This is a genomic window from Marinimicrobium locisalis (assembly GCF_039822625.1).
Lineage (GTDB): Bacteria > Pseudomonadota > Gammaproteobacteria > Pseudomonadales > Cellvibrionaceae > Marinimicrobium > Marinimicrobium locisalis.
Window position 1 is genome coordinate 1 of sequence record NZ_JBDLLG010000036.1, and the last position, 13,481, is coordinate 13,481.

Annotated in this window: 18 protein-coding genes; 14 read left to right on the plus strand and 4 right to left on the minus strand. The window is 51.8% G+C overall.

Annotated elements, in window-relative coordinates; all coding sequences use genetic code 11:
- The first annotated feature begins 501 nt into the window (after positions 1 to 501).
- Together AAE514_RS17630 and AAE514_RS17635 are read left to right on the plus strand one after the other, a co-directional pair.
- Positions 502 to 1,089 (plus strand): DUF998 domain-containing protein, encoded by a 588-nt coding sequence (locus AAE514_RS17630; RefSeq protein WP_347332882.1) that lies wholly within the window; start codon positions 502 to 504, stop codon positions 1,087 to 1,089.
- Positions 1,090 to 1,204: 115 nt separating this feature from the next.
- Entirely contained in the window at positions 1,205 to 1,531 is a 327-nt protein-coding gene (locus tag AAE514_RS17635) for a DUF4156 domain-containing protein (RefSeq protein ID WP_347332883.1), read from the plus strand.
- A gap of 104 nt (positions 1,532 to 1,635) precedes the next feature.
- On the opposite strand, the gene AAE514_RS17640 is transcribed toward AAE514_RS17635, so the two are convergent.
- The gene (locus tag AAE514_RS17640; protein WP_430623916.1) at positions 1,636 to 1,869 is read right to left on the minus strand and encodes a helix-turn-helix domain-containing protein; all 234 of its coding nucleotides are present in this window, start codon (positions 1,867 to 1,869) and stop codon (positions 1,636 to 1,638) included.
- A gap of 117 nt (positions 1,870 to 1,986) precedes the next feature.
- On the opposite strand from AAE514_RS17640, the gene AAE514_RS17645 reads away from it, so the two are divergent.
- The 6 genes from AAE514_RS17645 (at position 1,987) to AAE514_RS17670 (ending at position 5,990) form a co-directional block, all read left to right on the plus strand.
- Positions 1,987 to 2,352, plus strand: a complete 366-nt coding sequence (locus AAE514_RS17645) for a hypothetical protein (RefSeq protein ID WP_347332885.1) — start codon at positions 1,987 to 1,989, stop codon at positions 2,350 to 2,352.
- 100 nt (positions 2,353 to 2,452) lie between these two features.
- Positions 2,453 to 3,106: a hypothetical protein gene (locus AAE514_RS17650; protein ID WP_347332886.1), complete on the plus strand. Its 654-nt coding sequence runs from the start codon at positions 2,453 to 2,455 to the stop codon at positions 3,104 to 3,106.
- 17 nt (positions 3,107 to 3,123) lie between these two features.
- Positions 3,124 to 4,218 (plus strand): cellulose-binding protein, encoded by a 1,095-nt coding sequence (locus AAE514_RS17655; protein ID WP_347332887.1) that lies wholly within the window; start codon positions 3,124 to 3,126, stop codon positions 4,216 to 4,218.
- A gap of 167 nt (positions 4,219 to 4,385) precedes the next feature.
- Complete coding sequence (locus AAE514_RS17660; protein ID WP_347332888.1) at positions 4,386 to 4,751, plus strand: DUF2306 domain-containing protein; 366 nt, start codon at positions 4,386 to 4,388, stop codon at positions 4,749 to 4,751.
- 242 nt (positions 4,752 to 4,993) lie between these two features.
- Positions 4,994 to 5,392 carry a hypothetical protein gene (locus AAE514_RS17665; protein ID WP_347332889.1) on the plus strand — a complete coding sequence of 133 codons (399 nt, stop codon included), beginning with the start codon at positions 4,994 to 4,996 and terminating at the stop codon, positions 5,390 to 5,392.
- Between the two features lie 88 nt (positions 5,393 to 5,480).
- Positions 5,481 to 5,990, plus strand: coding sequence for a GNAT family N-acetyltransferase (locus AAE514_RS17670; RefSeq protein ID WP_347332890.1), 510 nt, complete (start codon positions 5,481 to 5,483; stop codon positions 5,988 to 5,990).
- Positions 5,991 to 6,230: 240 nt separating this feature from the next.
- Here the strand turns inward: AAE514_RS17670 and AAE514_RS17675 are convergent, their stop codons facing one another.
- Both AAE514_RS17675 and AAE514_RS17680 read right to left on the minus strand, forming a co-directional pair.
- A complete protein-coding gene (locus AAE514_RS17675) occupies positions 6,231 to 6,734 on the minus strand; it encodes a hypothetical protein (RefSeq protein ID WP_347332891.1) in 504 nt (167 codons plus the stop codon).
- Positions 6,731 to 7,252: a hypothetical protein gene (locus AAE514_RS17680; RefSeq protein ID WP_347332892.1), complete on the minus strand. Its 522-nt coding sequence runs from the start codon at positions 7,250 to 7,252 to the stop codon at positions 6,731 to 6,733. The genes AAE514_RS17675 and AAE514_RS17680 overlap by 4 nt, the downstream gene beginning before the upstream one ends.
- A gap of 676 nt (positions 7,253 to 7,928) precedes the next feature.
- Here AAE514_RS17680 and AAE514_RS17685 point away from each other — a divergent pair.
- From AAE514_RS17685 to AAE514_RS17710, 6 genes are all read left to right on the plus strand, one after another.
- A complete protein-coding gene (locus AAE514_RS17685; protein WP_347332893.1) occupies positions 7,929 to 8,279 on the plus strand; it encodes a DUF1622 domain-containing protein in 351 nt (116 codons plus the stop codon).
- 180 nt (positions 8,280 to 8,459) lie between these two features.
- On the plus strand, positions 8,460 to 9,077 hold the full coding sequence (locus AAE514_RS17690; RefSeq protein WP_347332894.1) for a LemA family protein: 618 nt from the start codon (positions 8,460 to 8,462) through the stop codon (positions 9,075 to 9,077).
- Positions 9,077 to 9,838: a TPM domain-containing protein gene (locus tag AAE514_RS17695; RefSeq protein ID WP_347332895.1), complete on the plus strand. Its 762-nt coding sequence runs from the start codon at positions 9,077 to 9,079 to the stop codon at positions 9,836 to 9,838. Before AAE514_RS17690 ends, AAE514_RS17695 begins: the two co-directional genes overlap by 1 nt.
- 58 nt (positions 9,839 to 9,896) lie before the next feature.
- Positions 9,897 to 10,514: a TPM domain-containing protein gene (locus AAE514_RS17700; RefSeq protein WP_347332896.1), complete on the plus strand. Its 618-nt coding sequence runs from the start codon at positions 9,897 to 9,899 to the stop codon at positions 10,512 to 10,514.
- A 52-nt stretch (positions 10,515 to 10,566) separates the two neighbouring features.
- A complete protein-coding gene (locus AAE514_RS17705) occupies positions 10,567 to 10,995 on the plus strand; it encodes a DUF6010 family protein (RefSeq protein ID WP_347332897.1) in 429 nt (142 codons plus the stop codon).
- A 108-nt stretch (positions 10,996 to 11,103) separates the two neighbouring features.
- Positions 11,104 to 11,721 carry a LysE family translocator gene (locus tag AAE514_RS17710; protein ID WP_347332898.1) on the plus strand — a complete coding sequence of 206 codons (618 nt, stop codon included), beginning with the start codon at positions 11,104 to 11,106 and terminating at the stop codon, positions 11,719 to 11,721.
- A gap of 776 nt (positions 11,722 to 12,497) precedes the next feature.
- Here the strand turns inward: AAE514_RS17710 and AAE514_RS17715 are convergent.
- Positions 12,498 to 13,460 (minus strand): lipase family protein, encoded by a 963-nt coding sequence (locus AAE514_RS17715; protein WP_347332899.1) that lies wholly within the window; start codon positions 13,458 to 13,460, stop codon positions 12,498 to 12,500.
- Positions 13,461 to 13,481: the final 21 nt, after the last annotated feature.

Genomic DNA, 13,481 nt, shown 5'->3' on the forward strand with positions numbered 1-13,481 from the left:
TAGGTAGTGGTCATAATCTGCCTCCTCAATGAATGAGAGGCCATGCTATCGCGCGATATTCAGGCTGGGTAGAACGCTGTAGAATGAACGCTTACCTCTACTATGCTCTTTGGGAGCCGTTTGTTGCGTGCGGGATCATTGTAGGCCTTTTGTGGTCTTTTCAGCGCAGCGACTCGCGGCTGACTAGGGGGTTGGCAGCTGCTGCGCCGCTTGCATATTGCGTGTATATCATTCATCCGCCAATTATTGTCGTAGTTAGTAGGCTCCTAACCCAAACTGAATTAGACCGGTACGTTAAGCTGCTCGCAAACTCAGTTGTAAGCGCGGTTGCCTGCCTTTTGATTGCAAAAGCAATAGTTGCTGTTCCAGGGTTTAGGCGTGTGTTATAACAACGCCAAACGTGGGTCAAAATAGATGGCCATTGACAGCCGCTAACGCGGCGGGTGTTGGCGACATTAGAAAAGTCAGCACGATCTTAACTTTAACCTTACGTAGGGAACTATGACTATTCGCTGGCTCATCATCGCAGTTATTGTAAGCTACCTTATTATGCTATTCGGGGGCGCGGCGCTGAAACCCGGATACTCTCACTTTTCGCAGTTTATCAGTGAGCTCAACGCCACTGGAACTCCTTACGCGCAGGTGATTGGATGGCTTGGCTTCGTGCCCTTCGGTCTACTGTCAGGCTCCCTGGTTTTCGCAGCCGCCAAGGTGGTGCCGGTGAATGGTGCCAGTCGCGTCGGATATTGGCTAATTATTCTCCAGCCTATTGCATATATTGGTTCTGCATTCGCACCTTGTGATATCGGCTGCCCTGCTGAGGGGAGCGTAAGTCAAACCATTCACAATTTGATTGCTCTGCTTACTTATCTACTAACAGCTTTGGGTCTTGCACTTTTATCGCTGACGCCAAAAATCACTGTTCTAATGCGAGTTCTCTGGGTGGTTCTGGCAACTGTGTGGCTGATGCTCTTCATATTAATGCTGGAGAGCTCGCTCGAACAGTGGCGCGGTATACTCCAGAGGCTAGCGGAATGGATTGTGTTCAGCGTCCTGTTGATAAGTGCATGGAGATTGGCAAGCCGCTAACAGTCGCAGTCACGACGATGGCTTTTCCGTTTCGGCTTCGCCTCCACTACAAAGCCACGCGTCTTGCGTGGCGGTTAGGCTAATCACCATTTGAAACCGTGCAAGGAACAAAATAATGACCAGTGTGCCAAAGTGTTTCTTTTCGACTCTTGTCCTTGTGGTAGTTGTGGGGTGCTCGACGACACTCACTCCAGCCGGAGCAAAAATACGTACGGTTAATGAAAGTGACAATATCGCTAAGTGCGAGTTTCTCGGAACAATTACCGCAAAGAGTCCGGAGTTTGCTCCTACGCCCTCCCAAGAGGCGGAGTATGTGATGAACGACGCACGAAATAAAGTCGCAGCTCAAGGCGGTACTCATATGAAAGTGGTCACTGAAAATCACGGCGCCTTTACTGGCGCAACGATTAACGCGGAAGCATATGAGTGCCTCATAAAATAGGGCTAGGATAACCAGCGACTATGCTTCTGGATGGACCCCTAAGCAGTTGGTAGCTGTTTAGGGTAATGGAGGCCTAAAGGTACTTCGCTTCGCACTGGTAGCCCCTAATCGGGCCGATACTCCAACAAATCCCCCACCTCGCACTGAAACAGCCGACAAAGCTTGTTTATGGCATCCAGGTCTACTTTCTGCGCAGTTTCTTTATACAGCAACGTAACGGTATTCCGGTTCAACCCGGTCTCTCTGGCGACATCGGCGATCTTCAGTTTGTGTTCACCCATCAGACGCGCTAAATGACATTTAATCAAAAATGACCTCCCAAAATGAAAAAATGTCATTTGAAATAGCTTTTTGCCTTCCAAAATGATTTTTGGTGTGGTAAATTGCTCTTTCAAATGGTGTTTTAACTCTTGATATATCAATTAACCCGGTAGGATAGCACCGGGGATGCCGCCGTGCCCAGTAAAGGGCTCGGGCATCGGGATTGGGCTAAAAAGTGGCTGGCCGAGTTCAGCATGATCGTAAGCATGGAAGGAGGTTTTATGGCGAGCTTTAGCAATAGAGTGGTGGGATCAGCCGTCGCATTGGAGCTGTTGGAGATCTATGACGATTTTGCGGACCACGAAGCCAGCCTGGCGTTTATGTGTGACGCCGTCAGCGCCTTGGCGGTAGATGGAGACCGTTGGCCCACCGCGCCAGGGACCGAGGGGTTGGTTCTTTATGCGCAGAGGTTACGGGATGAGGCCACAGACCTGGGAAGTCGACTGGATAAGGTCAGGCGTTTGATTCATCCGAAAGTTGTCGGCGGTCACAATGGCTAAAGCTCGTTCTTGTAAAGAGCGATCTGTCTGGTACTCTACGTGGGTAAACATTCGCATGAAGTCGCGAGAAGCGCTTAGAGGACTTAATAAGGATTGTGTCATGATTGGTTTATCTCGATGGCTGCAAGGGAACGCAGGTCCCTTCTCCTCAAACAACCCCGATTTAACACAGAATAGTCGTACTATTTCCTTGGCAAAGACCTGGGGGTTCACCTTTGTGCTCTTGGTGGGCGTCTCAATGGTGTTGGGCGGCTGCAACCAGAAAGACGATGCGTCGACTAACCAGAAGACTTCTGTTGGTAACGGTACCAAGTACGAAGTTTACGAACACCAGGGCTTAACGCTTCGTTATCCTGAGCACTGGGTACTGAAATTTGATGGCACGCCGGACTTCTCCAGTGATCGAGCGGTGATATTCGAAGCATCTGAGCTGTCCAGGGTTTCTCTCTATATCCACCATGAACCGGAAGATAGCCTATCGACGATAGCGGATCATTACGCTGAGCGTTTAGGGCTGGATAGCCGTGACTCCATTGAGGATTATCAGCGAAGCCCGGTCACGATGGAGGGTTACGATGGCATCAAGCTAAGCTGGCAGGAAACTGAGCTCTTTACACGAGCAGTTGAAATTACAATATTGAAAGCTATTGAACAGCAGGTAAACGCCTTTGTCATCTTTGACCTTGACGAAGAGGATGTCGAAAAGGAAACGCCTAATATTGTCCCCGTAACGGAAAGCATTACCTATCAATAACTGAAAAGGAGGTTGTCGTGAGCCAGACGGAATACGATGGAGCACTCATTAGCGAATTCGGTGTAAAGCGGTACTTAAAGGCCACAAAGGATATCAAGACCGCCAATATCGACTTTCTCATACGAGGAGATGCTGCGCAAAAGGCTTGGCAGGCCTGTAATTTTGGCTGCCACGGCCCTACATACCGTAGCCTAAAGAAGCCGGCAAGCCGAGCAGGCCTACTTAATCATTTGAATGACATCTCTCCTGCGTTGGCCGGGTTGGTCGACGGAGTCCATCACCGTACCACAGGCCAGGTCGAACGACTGGCGGGCGGAATGGAGCGGACGGCAGATGGGCTGCACTTGAACGGAGGGGAGCGCTTTGGCCAAGTCGGTGATGAAAATACTGCAGCGTTGGAGTTCGCGACTGGCACTTTCGAGAGCCTGGTAACCTTCGAGATAGATGTAATCGACAACCCGGTATCTCAGGTTGTGATGGCCTCGGTTAGTGAATACATATCGGCATTGCCTGAATGGTTGATTGAGGAGACGTTTAAACAAGGGGTTTTGAAGTTCCCGCGAAATATCGATACACGCTGGTTGCTAAGGGCCTCAGCAATGGGCGTGGTCGAGAGTACGGATCAGAAGGCTATTATTGAAGCGGCTGACTTGTTAAAAGATCCTGCTCAGAGAATGGTCGGTAAACAAATTGGGAAACGTCTGGCCGGAACGGTTGGTTTGCTCATCGCTACCAGTATAACCAAGAGGCTGTTGATGACTTCCCCCGAAGTCCCTCGGGTGAAGAGAGATTTGGTTAGACTTAGACGTGCCGCTCAAAAAGGTAAGGGCGGGCTAGGCGGTGCGTTAATTACCCTGTTGAATACGCAAGGTCTGTTACATAAGGCCGGGGAATCCAGCCGACGCCTTCAAAGTGCTTGCCCTCGCCTATGGAGATTGTTGCGCTATAACTTAAATGGCGCGAATATGATCTACTTTCTAGTCGAGGGAATGGTGCACGAATATGTGGACAGACTAGCCCTGTTGGAACAGAACCCAAGAGAGTTTGGCAAGGTGGTAGAGGCTTTGATTCGGGAAAAGAGGACTCAGGCGATTTACTTTCCAAATGGTTGACATGTATATCGGATGAATAAGATTAGGTGCGTAATTCGATCAAGAGCTACTGGTGACTAAGGTGGGTAGGCAGATGTTTTCCCTCAGATCTTGAATGGTCCTAGCCCGTCTGGAGGCGGCCCCGTACCGGACGGCTCTACCACGACGCCACAAATGGAGATTCACAGATGGCTCTAGCCATTCATCTTTTCGCAGCACTGGGAGCTTTACTTGCCGGTGCTAGCCAGTTGGTTTCGCCCAAAGGGACCAAGCTACACAAGGTGGTGGGTTGGTTCTGGATGGGAGCCATGGTTACGGTAGCGGTATCTTCATTTTGGCTTACCGGGCTCATGGATGTGATATGGGGTTATAGTCCTATTCACATTCTTTCCTTGTGGACACTTTTTTGTGTCGCCGCTTCGCTCTACTTTGTTAAAACCGGCAATATCAGACGACATCGAGGGTTTGCAGTTGGTGCTTTTATCGGTGTGGTTGGCGCAGGGCTTGGCACATTGCTTCCAGGAAGATTAGTTGGCCAATGGTTGTTTGGCTAACAAAGCGTAGCGCTACACAGCCAAAAAGCGGCCGGGGGGGTCGTAAAATTGCGTCCATGTGCGCGACCTTTCTCTTCGAAAGAGGCATCACCTATTCTGGCCTATGGGGGTACCGCCGAACTCCAGCTCGTGCGGGTGGAACTGTGAAAAATCCTAACCAGCACGCTAATGGATGTAGCTTTACATTGGCTTCTTAAAACCAACCCAATACGTCGAGATTACTCGCGGAAAAGGGGAATATAATGGTTCGTAAGTTTAAGGTAATTGTTTTTTCGGCTCTTTTCGGGATTAGTGGCGCGGCTGTCTCAGAGGACGGCCTGGTGGTGCAGCTTACTATCAGCGAAGAGTCTTTGGATGGTTCTCAGAGAAGCAATTATACAGATGCCGTCCTGCTAAGGTATCCAGGGACGTTTACTGTAGAGTTATCTGGACACTATGTGACTAAGTTTCAGGTCGATCAATCAAGAAGTGAAACTATTGATATGGTGTTTACTATAAAGGATATATCGTCGGGAAAGCCCTATTACGTAGGTGCTGAACCGCTATCTTTTGAAGTTGGGGAGTCTACCACTGTAAATTTTGAGCGTAACGATAAGAAGTACAATATAGTGTTGGATACCTCGTATGGAAAGTTACCATGAAAAGCGGCTTTACGCGTAGGCTTCCATCGCTTCGTTCGGGGCTATAGGTTAGGTGTTGGAACGCGTAATTTTGAAGTTAGAGTCAAACATGATGTTGCGCAAAGCTAAACCGGAAGACGCAGAAGCCATTGGGCTGGTGCGGGTTTCTGCGTGGAGAGCCGCCTATCGCCAGTTTATGCCGCAGGCGTTCCTGGATGCGTTGAATCCTGATGCTAATATTGAGGAGTTGAAGGAGCGATTAGCAAACCAAAGTGAAGAGTTCACTGTCTTTGTGGCAGAGAGGGAGCGGAGTGTCGTCGCTTTCGCCATAGTGGGAGAGCCTCGCTATAGGGCCCCAGCTCGAACACTAGAGCTATGGGCGGTCAATGTACTGCCAGAATGCTGGAGAATGGGAATAGGTTCCGCCCTTGTTGAGCGAGTACTCCAATATTCTGCCGGTGCCGGGGTAGAGCGTCTCGAACTGTGGTGCCTCAAGGGTAATCGCCCGGCTCTGGAAGCGTATCGGAAGTTGGGTTTTGTCGAATCAGGCCAGGAAAGGTCAACGTCGCAGCTGACCGGCCATGTATTGCATGAGTTGCATTACGTAAAGATGATCTAAACTCTGTTAGCCAGAGTTCACTTGGCGCATCACGGTTAACCCAAGGCTGTCCTAACGTGCGGCGGTAGCGTGATGGGGCCGATAGCATACATGGCAATACGGGAGGCTAGATGTCCGGGCGTGTAACGACCTTTGCAAAAGGGCGGTCTTTCGCTCATGGAGAATGATGTTTCATTGTCGTCCTCGTTTCAAGTAAGGCGACAACTATTCTGGCCTATAGGGGGAATGAAGTTCCAAAAGCTAGGGAATAACGACGCACCGGAAAGTGCTTTCTAGCGCCTTTTCAGTCTCTCTATTCCATAAAAAATGGACGGCTCTTGACCACACCACGTCTTTGTCAGAAAAAGAAAATGAAACTTGGCACTGCATCAGTGATTCATTCTCTTTAAAGGAGCGTAGTTTCTCGTCAGTGCCTTTTGGAAACATGTCCATGGAGTAGAAACTCGCCAGCGAAGAGTCTGCTTGTACCTTGTCGCAGGTCACCTCAATCTTCCCATGTTCCGGCTGCTGTTCGCTCATGTTAGCCAGGGCGCGAGCGGTGAATTCGCCAACTGTCAATGTTCCCTCATTGGAGCAGTGTTGTTCCGAGGGGAACCGGTAATCAAGGTGGTTAAATAGAGTATCAAAAACCGCCTGATGTTCGCCGGACGCAGAATTGTCCGGGCGTGCTTCGGTGGACTCGCAGGCCGAGATGGAGAGGGCCATCGCTACGGCGCATCCTGTCGTTACACTTTTTGTAATCATGCGATAAATTCTCCACGGTAGAACACCACGGGTCCATTGCCGGCGTACGCCGAGGTAAACGTATTGATAAAGCTGGTCACGTCTTCCTTCTTCACTTTATTTTGAGTGTTGCTGTAGTGATATACCCATGGCCATACCATGATGCCGATATGCTTGGCAGGCATATCACCCATATTGCCGGTGGGTTGAATGTTTCTTTCTTGGGTGACAAACACCAAGCCGGGCCTGTAACACATGTTATTCACGAGCTTTTGACGGTGGGCCGCTACCAGCTTATTGAAAATAACATCAACACGAATGGTGGCGCCTTCCACATCATCATTGCGGCTATCGGCAAACGTTAAATACTTGCAGGAGGCGCTCTGGGAGAAGTCGTAGCCTAGTATATGGCTTACATAGTGAGCGCACTGGTTTTGGTCAAAGTTTGACCCTAACGTTGAGCCGCATATCTCATCGATACGCTGGCCCACTGATGTTTCTAAATCCGTCTTAATTTGTGCTAACTGATGATCTTCCATAGAGAATCTCCGTTTAACCCTTATCAGTTTCTAGAATTGATGACGGTGCGTTGTTTGATCTGTAGGGCTAGCCCATCGTCGGCCACTATAACAATGAACCAAGTAGGGTAAAGTGACTAAAATCACAACTTTTGCGTGTTTTTGTGGCGCCAGAACCGAAAATGGAAACATAGTGCTCAGCAGATCTAGTGATGACCGCACGCTGCGTTGCTCCGGTGATTCGTCGGAGCTAACGCGGCTCGTATCCTGGCGGAACGGTCAGCGTTGAAAGCGCCATTGTCGACAGGGGATTCTTGCGCCATATGATTGTGTTCGAATGTGAGAAATGACAATCAAGACGTTCTAGTATAAAGTCAAATTGATCTGGCGGGACATATCCAGCCTGCTGCGCTCAGAACCCAAAATGTACCCCTGCGTCGGGTCTTACTTGTATCTACATGAAGGCATTTAAAACAGTCTTTCTGATCATCGAAATGGTAATAGGTTTCGGTATTCCAGTATATATGTGGGTTTTTGGCGTGATCATGAGCCCAATTATAGTCCTCGGCGTTTTTACCGGCGGTGGGATTGAGATGGCGGCTCCCTTAATGGCAGAACCGTTAACAGCCAACGCTGTCCTAGCGTGCTACGGCAGCGTGATGGGGCCGATAGCATACATGGCAATACGGGAGGCTGGATGTCTGAGCTTGTAAAGCCCTTTGCAGAGTGGGCCGCGGCGGTGATGGAGGTACTTGGTATCTTCGTTATCGCTGCATTCACGATTTATTCGTTGATTTTCTTCGCGGTGAGTCTCCTTCGAAAAGAGGAGTCGGACCCAATGTTTCGGGAGGTTCGTCAGCGTCTCGGGCGCGGGATTCTGCTTGGCTTGGAGTTCCTCGTCGCCGCAGATATTATTCACACGGTCGCGGTAGAGCTGACACTTGAAACGGTGGGCACTCTGGCCATTATTGTGCTTATACGAACCTTTCTTAGCTTTACGCTGGAGGTGGAGCTTACCGGCCGCTGGCCCTGGCAAGAAGGAAAGTAAGTTTTCCGATGAGGGAAATGCCCACTATCTCAGCCTAGCTGCCCATCAACGGTTGGCGCCCAAGGCCACGGATGACCTTGAAAAGCAAAACCTCGGCCCCATCAATAGCTCAGCTTAAGACTTCCCTTGGCGGGGAGGTCCACTTCCTTTTTGATACAACCACTTCCGGAACAGAGCACTATGGGAACTTTCCTCAAACCGTTTCAACAGCGAACTTTCTGGCAACTGGCGTCGCTGATGGCGCTGCTTTTGGTGTTGAGTGGCTGCGGGATCAATAAGATCCCCACTTACGATGAGCGCGTTACGGCCGCCTGGTCACAGGTGGAGAACCAGTACCAGCGCCGTGCGGATCTGATTCCCAACCTGGTGGAGACCGTCAAAGGTTACGCTGCCCAGGAAAAGGAAACACTGACCGCCGTGATGGAAGCCCGCTCCAAGGCCACCTCGATACAAGTGGATGAGAGCATTCTCAATAACCCCAAGAAACTGCAGCAGTTCCAGCAGGCCCAGGGTGAGTTGAGCAGTGCCTTGAGCCGGCTGATGGCGGTGTCCGAACGTTACCCGGACCTGAAGTCGAACCAGAACTTTCTGGCGCTGCAATCGCAGCTTGAAGGCACGGAAAATCGCATTGCGGTGGCGCGTCGGGACTTTATTAAGGCGGTAGAGCGCTACAATACCGAGCTGCGCACCTTTCCCGGGAAAATCTGGCATAGCATTTTGTATAGCGATCTGGAGCCGCGGGCCAACTTTGAAGCGACCACGGAAAACGCGGACCAGCCGCCCGCGGTGGACTTCTGATGATTGATTTGCTCCGCAAAGGCCCGCTGTTGGCGTTACTGCTATGGTTCCCGGCCACTCTCTGGGCACAGTCAACGCCGGACTTTCCCGAGCTGACCGGGCGTGTGGTCGATCGGGCGGAGATGCTCTCCCCGGAGGTGGAAGCGCGCCTGACGCAGATGCTTCAGGCCCATGAACAGGGCAGTACCGAACAGGTTGTGGTGGTCACGCTTCCGGATCTCCAGGGTTTTCCCATTGAAGATTACGGCTATCAGTTGGGGCGACATTGGGGCATCGGTCAGAAGGGCGAGGATAATGGTGCCTTGTTGATTGTGGCGAAGGATGAGCGGGAAGTCCGCATTGAGGTGGGTTACGGCCTTGAAGGGCGGCTCACCGACGCCGAATCCTCAGTGATTATAAATCGTGTGATCACTCCGGCTTTTCGGCAGGGGGATTTTCAGGCCGGCATCGTGAACGGTGCCGCCGCCATGATCCAGGTCCTCGGCGGCGAGCCCATGGCGGTCCCCCAGGGCCAGCAGACCCGTAAGGGGCAGGAGAAGCCCAATCTTGGTATGGCGGCGCTGTTTCTGCTCATTATGGTGTCGGTGGTGTTCTTTCTCGGCAGTCGTGGCGGCCGTGGTGGTCGCGGAGGCGCTGCCCTGGTAGGCGCGGCGCTGCTCGGTGCCGCCATGGGCGGCCGCGGTGGCGGCGGCTTCGGCGGTGGTGGTTTTGGCGGCGGCGGAGGCGGCTTCGGGGGCGGCGGTGCCTCCGGTGGCTGGTAACGCCGCCTTGGTCTCCGAGCGCTGAACTCCCACATCCGACTATGAGAATCAAAGAATCATGACATTACTCAACAAAAGCGATCAGGACGCCGTGGCGGCGGCCATTAACGAGGTGGAGCGGGAAACCGACGCCGAGCTGGTGACCGTACTGACGTCTCAATCCGATAACTACAGCTATATTCCCCTGCTTTGGGCCGGCATTCTGGCGCTGTTGGTGCCGGGGATTGCCAATTACTTTGGCAGTTGGCTGGGTGCCGACATGCTCTTGCTGGTGCAGTGGGGGACGTTCATCGTTCTCAGTCTGCTGTTCCGCGTGCCGGGCATCAACACCCGCTTGATTCCCCAGCAGGTGCGTTACTGGCGCGCCTCCAATCTGGCGCGGCGCCAGTTTCTGGAGCGGAACCTGCACCATACCAAAGGTGCCACCGGCGTTCTGATTTTCGTCTCGGAAGCGGAGCGCTATGTGGAGATCCTGGTGGATCAGGGCATTGCCGATGTGCTGGATAACTCTGTTTGGGAAGGCATAGTGGCGGACTTTACCGCTAAGGTACGCCAGGGCGAGACTCGGCAAGGGTTTCTGGACTGCATTGCCGCTTGCGGCAAGCTGTTGAAAGAACACGTACCCGCGACGCAGGAGCGCAACGAACTGCCCAATCATTTGGTGATCCTCCCATAGCCCCAACGGCAAAACCGTGAAGACGATTGAGACATAGAGAGTTGGAGAAACAATGACCTGGTTACTATCACTGGCTTCAGGGGTCATTTTGGCCTTGGCTGTCGCGGCTTTGGCTAGGCTCGTCAAGCTCGATCAGCACCGGTTGTTCGCGCCGGTGCTCTTGGTCGTCATCGCCCTCTTCTATGTGGGCTTTGCCCTCGCCAACGGCAGCTCGCACATCATTATTCAAGAGCTCACGGCCGCGTCCTTGTTCCTGATCCTCGCTCTCGCCGGTGGCGCTTTCTATATTCCTATCGCCATCTTCGGTCTGCTGCTGCACGGCGTTTTTGATGTTTTCCACCCCAGTTTTGTCGAGAACCCGGACGTGCCTACCTGGTGGCCGGCTTTTTGCGCTGGTTTTGATATCACCGTGGCGTTTTGGGTCTGGTGGCTGTGGCGGCGCGGTAAGGCGCGGATTGTGGCGCCGGGGGATGAGCCCTAAAGGTGGCTGGCCCGGCTGGTGCCGATGGCGGTTTCTGGGTTGACAAAATTGGCTTTTTGTAAAAAAGTCAGCAGTCATGCCTTCGCGGCTTAAGCTAGGGAAATCACTATGGGCCTGGTCGAGATACTCCTTCTATTTGCCGTAATGACGGTGTTGGCGCTTGTTCCGAGCACGAGCGTCGCCTTGGTGGTTGCCCGGAGTTCGACAGCCGGGTTCTTAAATGGCAGCGCTGTTGCTGCTGGAATCGTGGTCGGTGATCTCATTTTTGTGTTTCTCGCCATTCTTGGAATGGCGGCGTTGGCCGAAATGATGGGCAGCTTGTTCCTGATCCTGAGGTATTTGGCGGGTGCATACCTGGTTTGGTTTGGAATAAGCCTTATGAGATCGAAACCTCCATCGAAAGTAGAGGCTTCTGACCGGTCAGCATCGACATTATCGGCAAGTTTTCTCTCTGGATTGATTCTCACCCTGGGTGATGTAAAGGCCATACTGTTCTATGCGAGCCTGTTTCCCGCGTTTGTCGATCTGACCGCCATCACGGCTTCGGAGATAGCGATCATTGTTGTGTTGACCATAGTGGCGGTTGGTGGCGTCAAGCTGGGTTATGCCTATGCTGGAATGAAAATCGTATCATTCGCGAGAGGGTTCAAAGCAGAACGAGCTATAAAAACTACTGTCGGCGGTTTTATGGTGGGCGCGGGGGCGTACCTCTTGGCGAAGGCTTAGCAAGCCGATATCGAAGATCCTTCTTCGCCAAGTTCAATCTGGTTTTCACCGCGCATGTCGACCCCTCTGGCAGGTTTCAGCGCCAGCCCTGTCGAAGGTATGAGCCGCCCCGTCCTTGGAGCAAGGGAGAAGTACGGAGTCCTACGGCTCAATATGAAAGCCCGACGTTACGTGGAAACCACTATGCACCTTACCAAGGTTTACGAGAGATCCTAGCTTACTGCTGACTTTGTAGGCTTTCGTAACGGTGACGCTGGTCGGACCGAAGTACGCCCGCTCGCCCGTTAATGGTGCATTGTGTGCCCCAGCCGTCTCGACAGGTTACATTGCTGTTTGAGCACGAGCTATTCTCAATGGACTGGCCCTGATCGTTCAATATATGACAGGTGCCATGGTAGCGTCTCCCGGACTTGTAGCCCACCTTGTCACGGTCTACGTCCGAAGTGATTTGAGACGAACTGGGGCTGACGCTTCGTGAGCCGTATTCACCATCATCAGCGGAGACGCCTGCAGAGAGGCTAATAAGCAAGGCAGCTATGAGAAACTGTTTCATAAATTCACCTGTTTAAACGTTGCATGTCAGTTCCTCCAGTGTTTGTGGAGGGGTCGTAAGGTGAGTTGCAATGAAACGGTTCAGGGTTCAAATTTTTTTGTAGTCTATAATCGAAGATAAATTCCGGTATATTTATCAAATGGGAGGGCGAGGGGCCAACATGACCCCGAAAATGACCTTGCAGGTGAGATTCCTAAAGGTATAGGATCATTTGTCGTAGTCGTCACCCGATGTGGCGACCGATTCGTAGAACCATATCTGAAATGCGCTGGTGTAGACGGATAAAGATTGCTCGAATGAACTCTACTGTCAAGCTGGATCCTTTCTTTATTGTGACGCCGACCAAGGCGGCCATTTTTCTTACCAGATAATACACCCAGACACTCAAGTCCGCCGACACGTCTGCGGCTTCTGCTAAAATCATGGCTAAGCGATCTAAAAGCGTTAGTCCAGTTGCAACTATGCCTGTGACCGCGATGCTGACGGCGTGAGCGACTTTTTCCAGTACATATACCAAGGCGGCATCAAGCAGCTGCAGTGTGTTCGCTGAGAATGAGACGATGCCATCGGAGCTGAGCCAGTTCTCGAGTGTAACCTGTCCATAGGTTTGGGGGCGGTTATTCGCGATGCTTTTCCATCCGCTTGATTTCTCAACGGACTTTATGTAGTGCTCCATGAAGTGGTATTTCCACGGTGGCATGGATACCGGAGAGTGGATCAAGTAGTCAACGCCATAATTAGGTGCATGAGCAAAAGGCCATGTGGGCACCATAGGGATGGGGTCGATCTTGTGGTAGACTCGGTAAATGTTATTCGCCGACACGCGAGATGTGCATTTTTGGGCGAATCGGCCTAAGCCAACGCGTGGACTTCCGAATGTGTATAGGTTGACAACGGCGGAGTGGCCAGAGGATTTAATCCAGTCAGCGGCCAGAGTTGCAATAGCGCCGCCAAGGCTATGTCCGACGCAGTGAATAACGGAGACGCCCCATAGCTCACCGACAAACTGGCGCAGCTCTGTGATCAAAGAATCAAAGGCATAGTAGAAACCCTGGTGCACAGGGAGCCCGGTGTGGGAGGTTTTTACCCCCGCATTGAGGTCGGTGATGGCGTCGTAAAGACTGGCCGTACCTTTAAAAGCAACGTAACTATTCAGCACCATCTTCAAGATGCGAGCGCTTTTCAATCAAAAAGTCCGGCCAGTTAT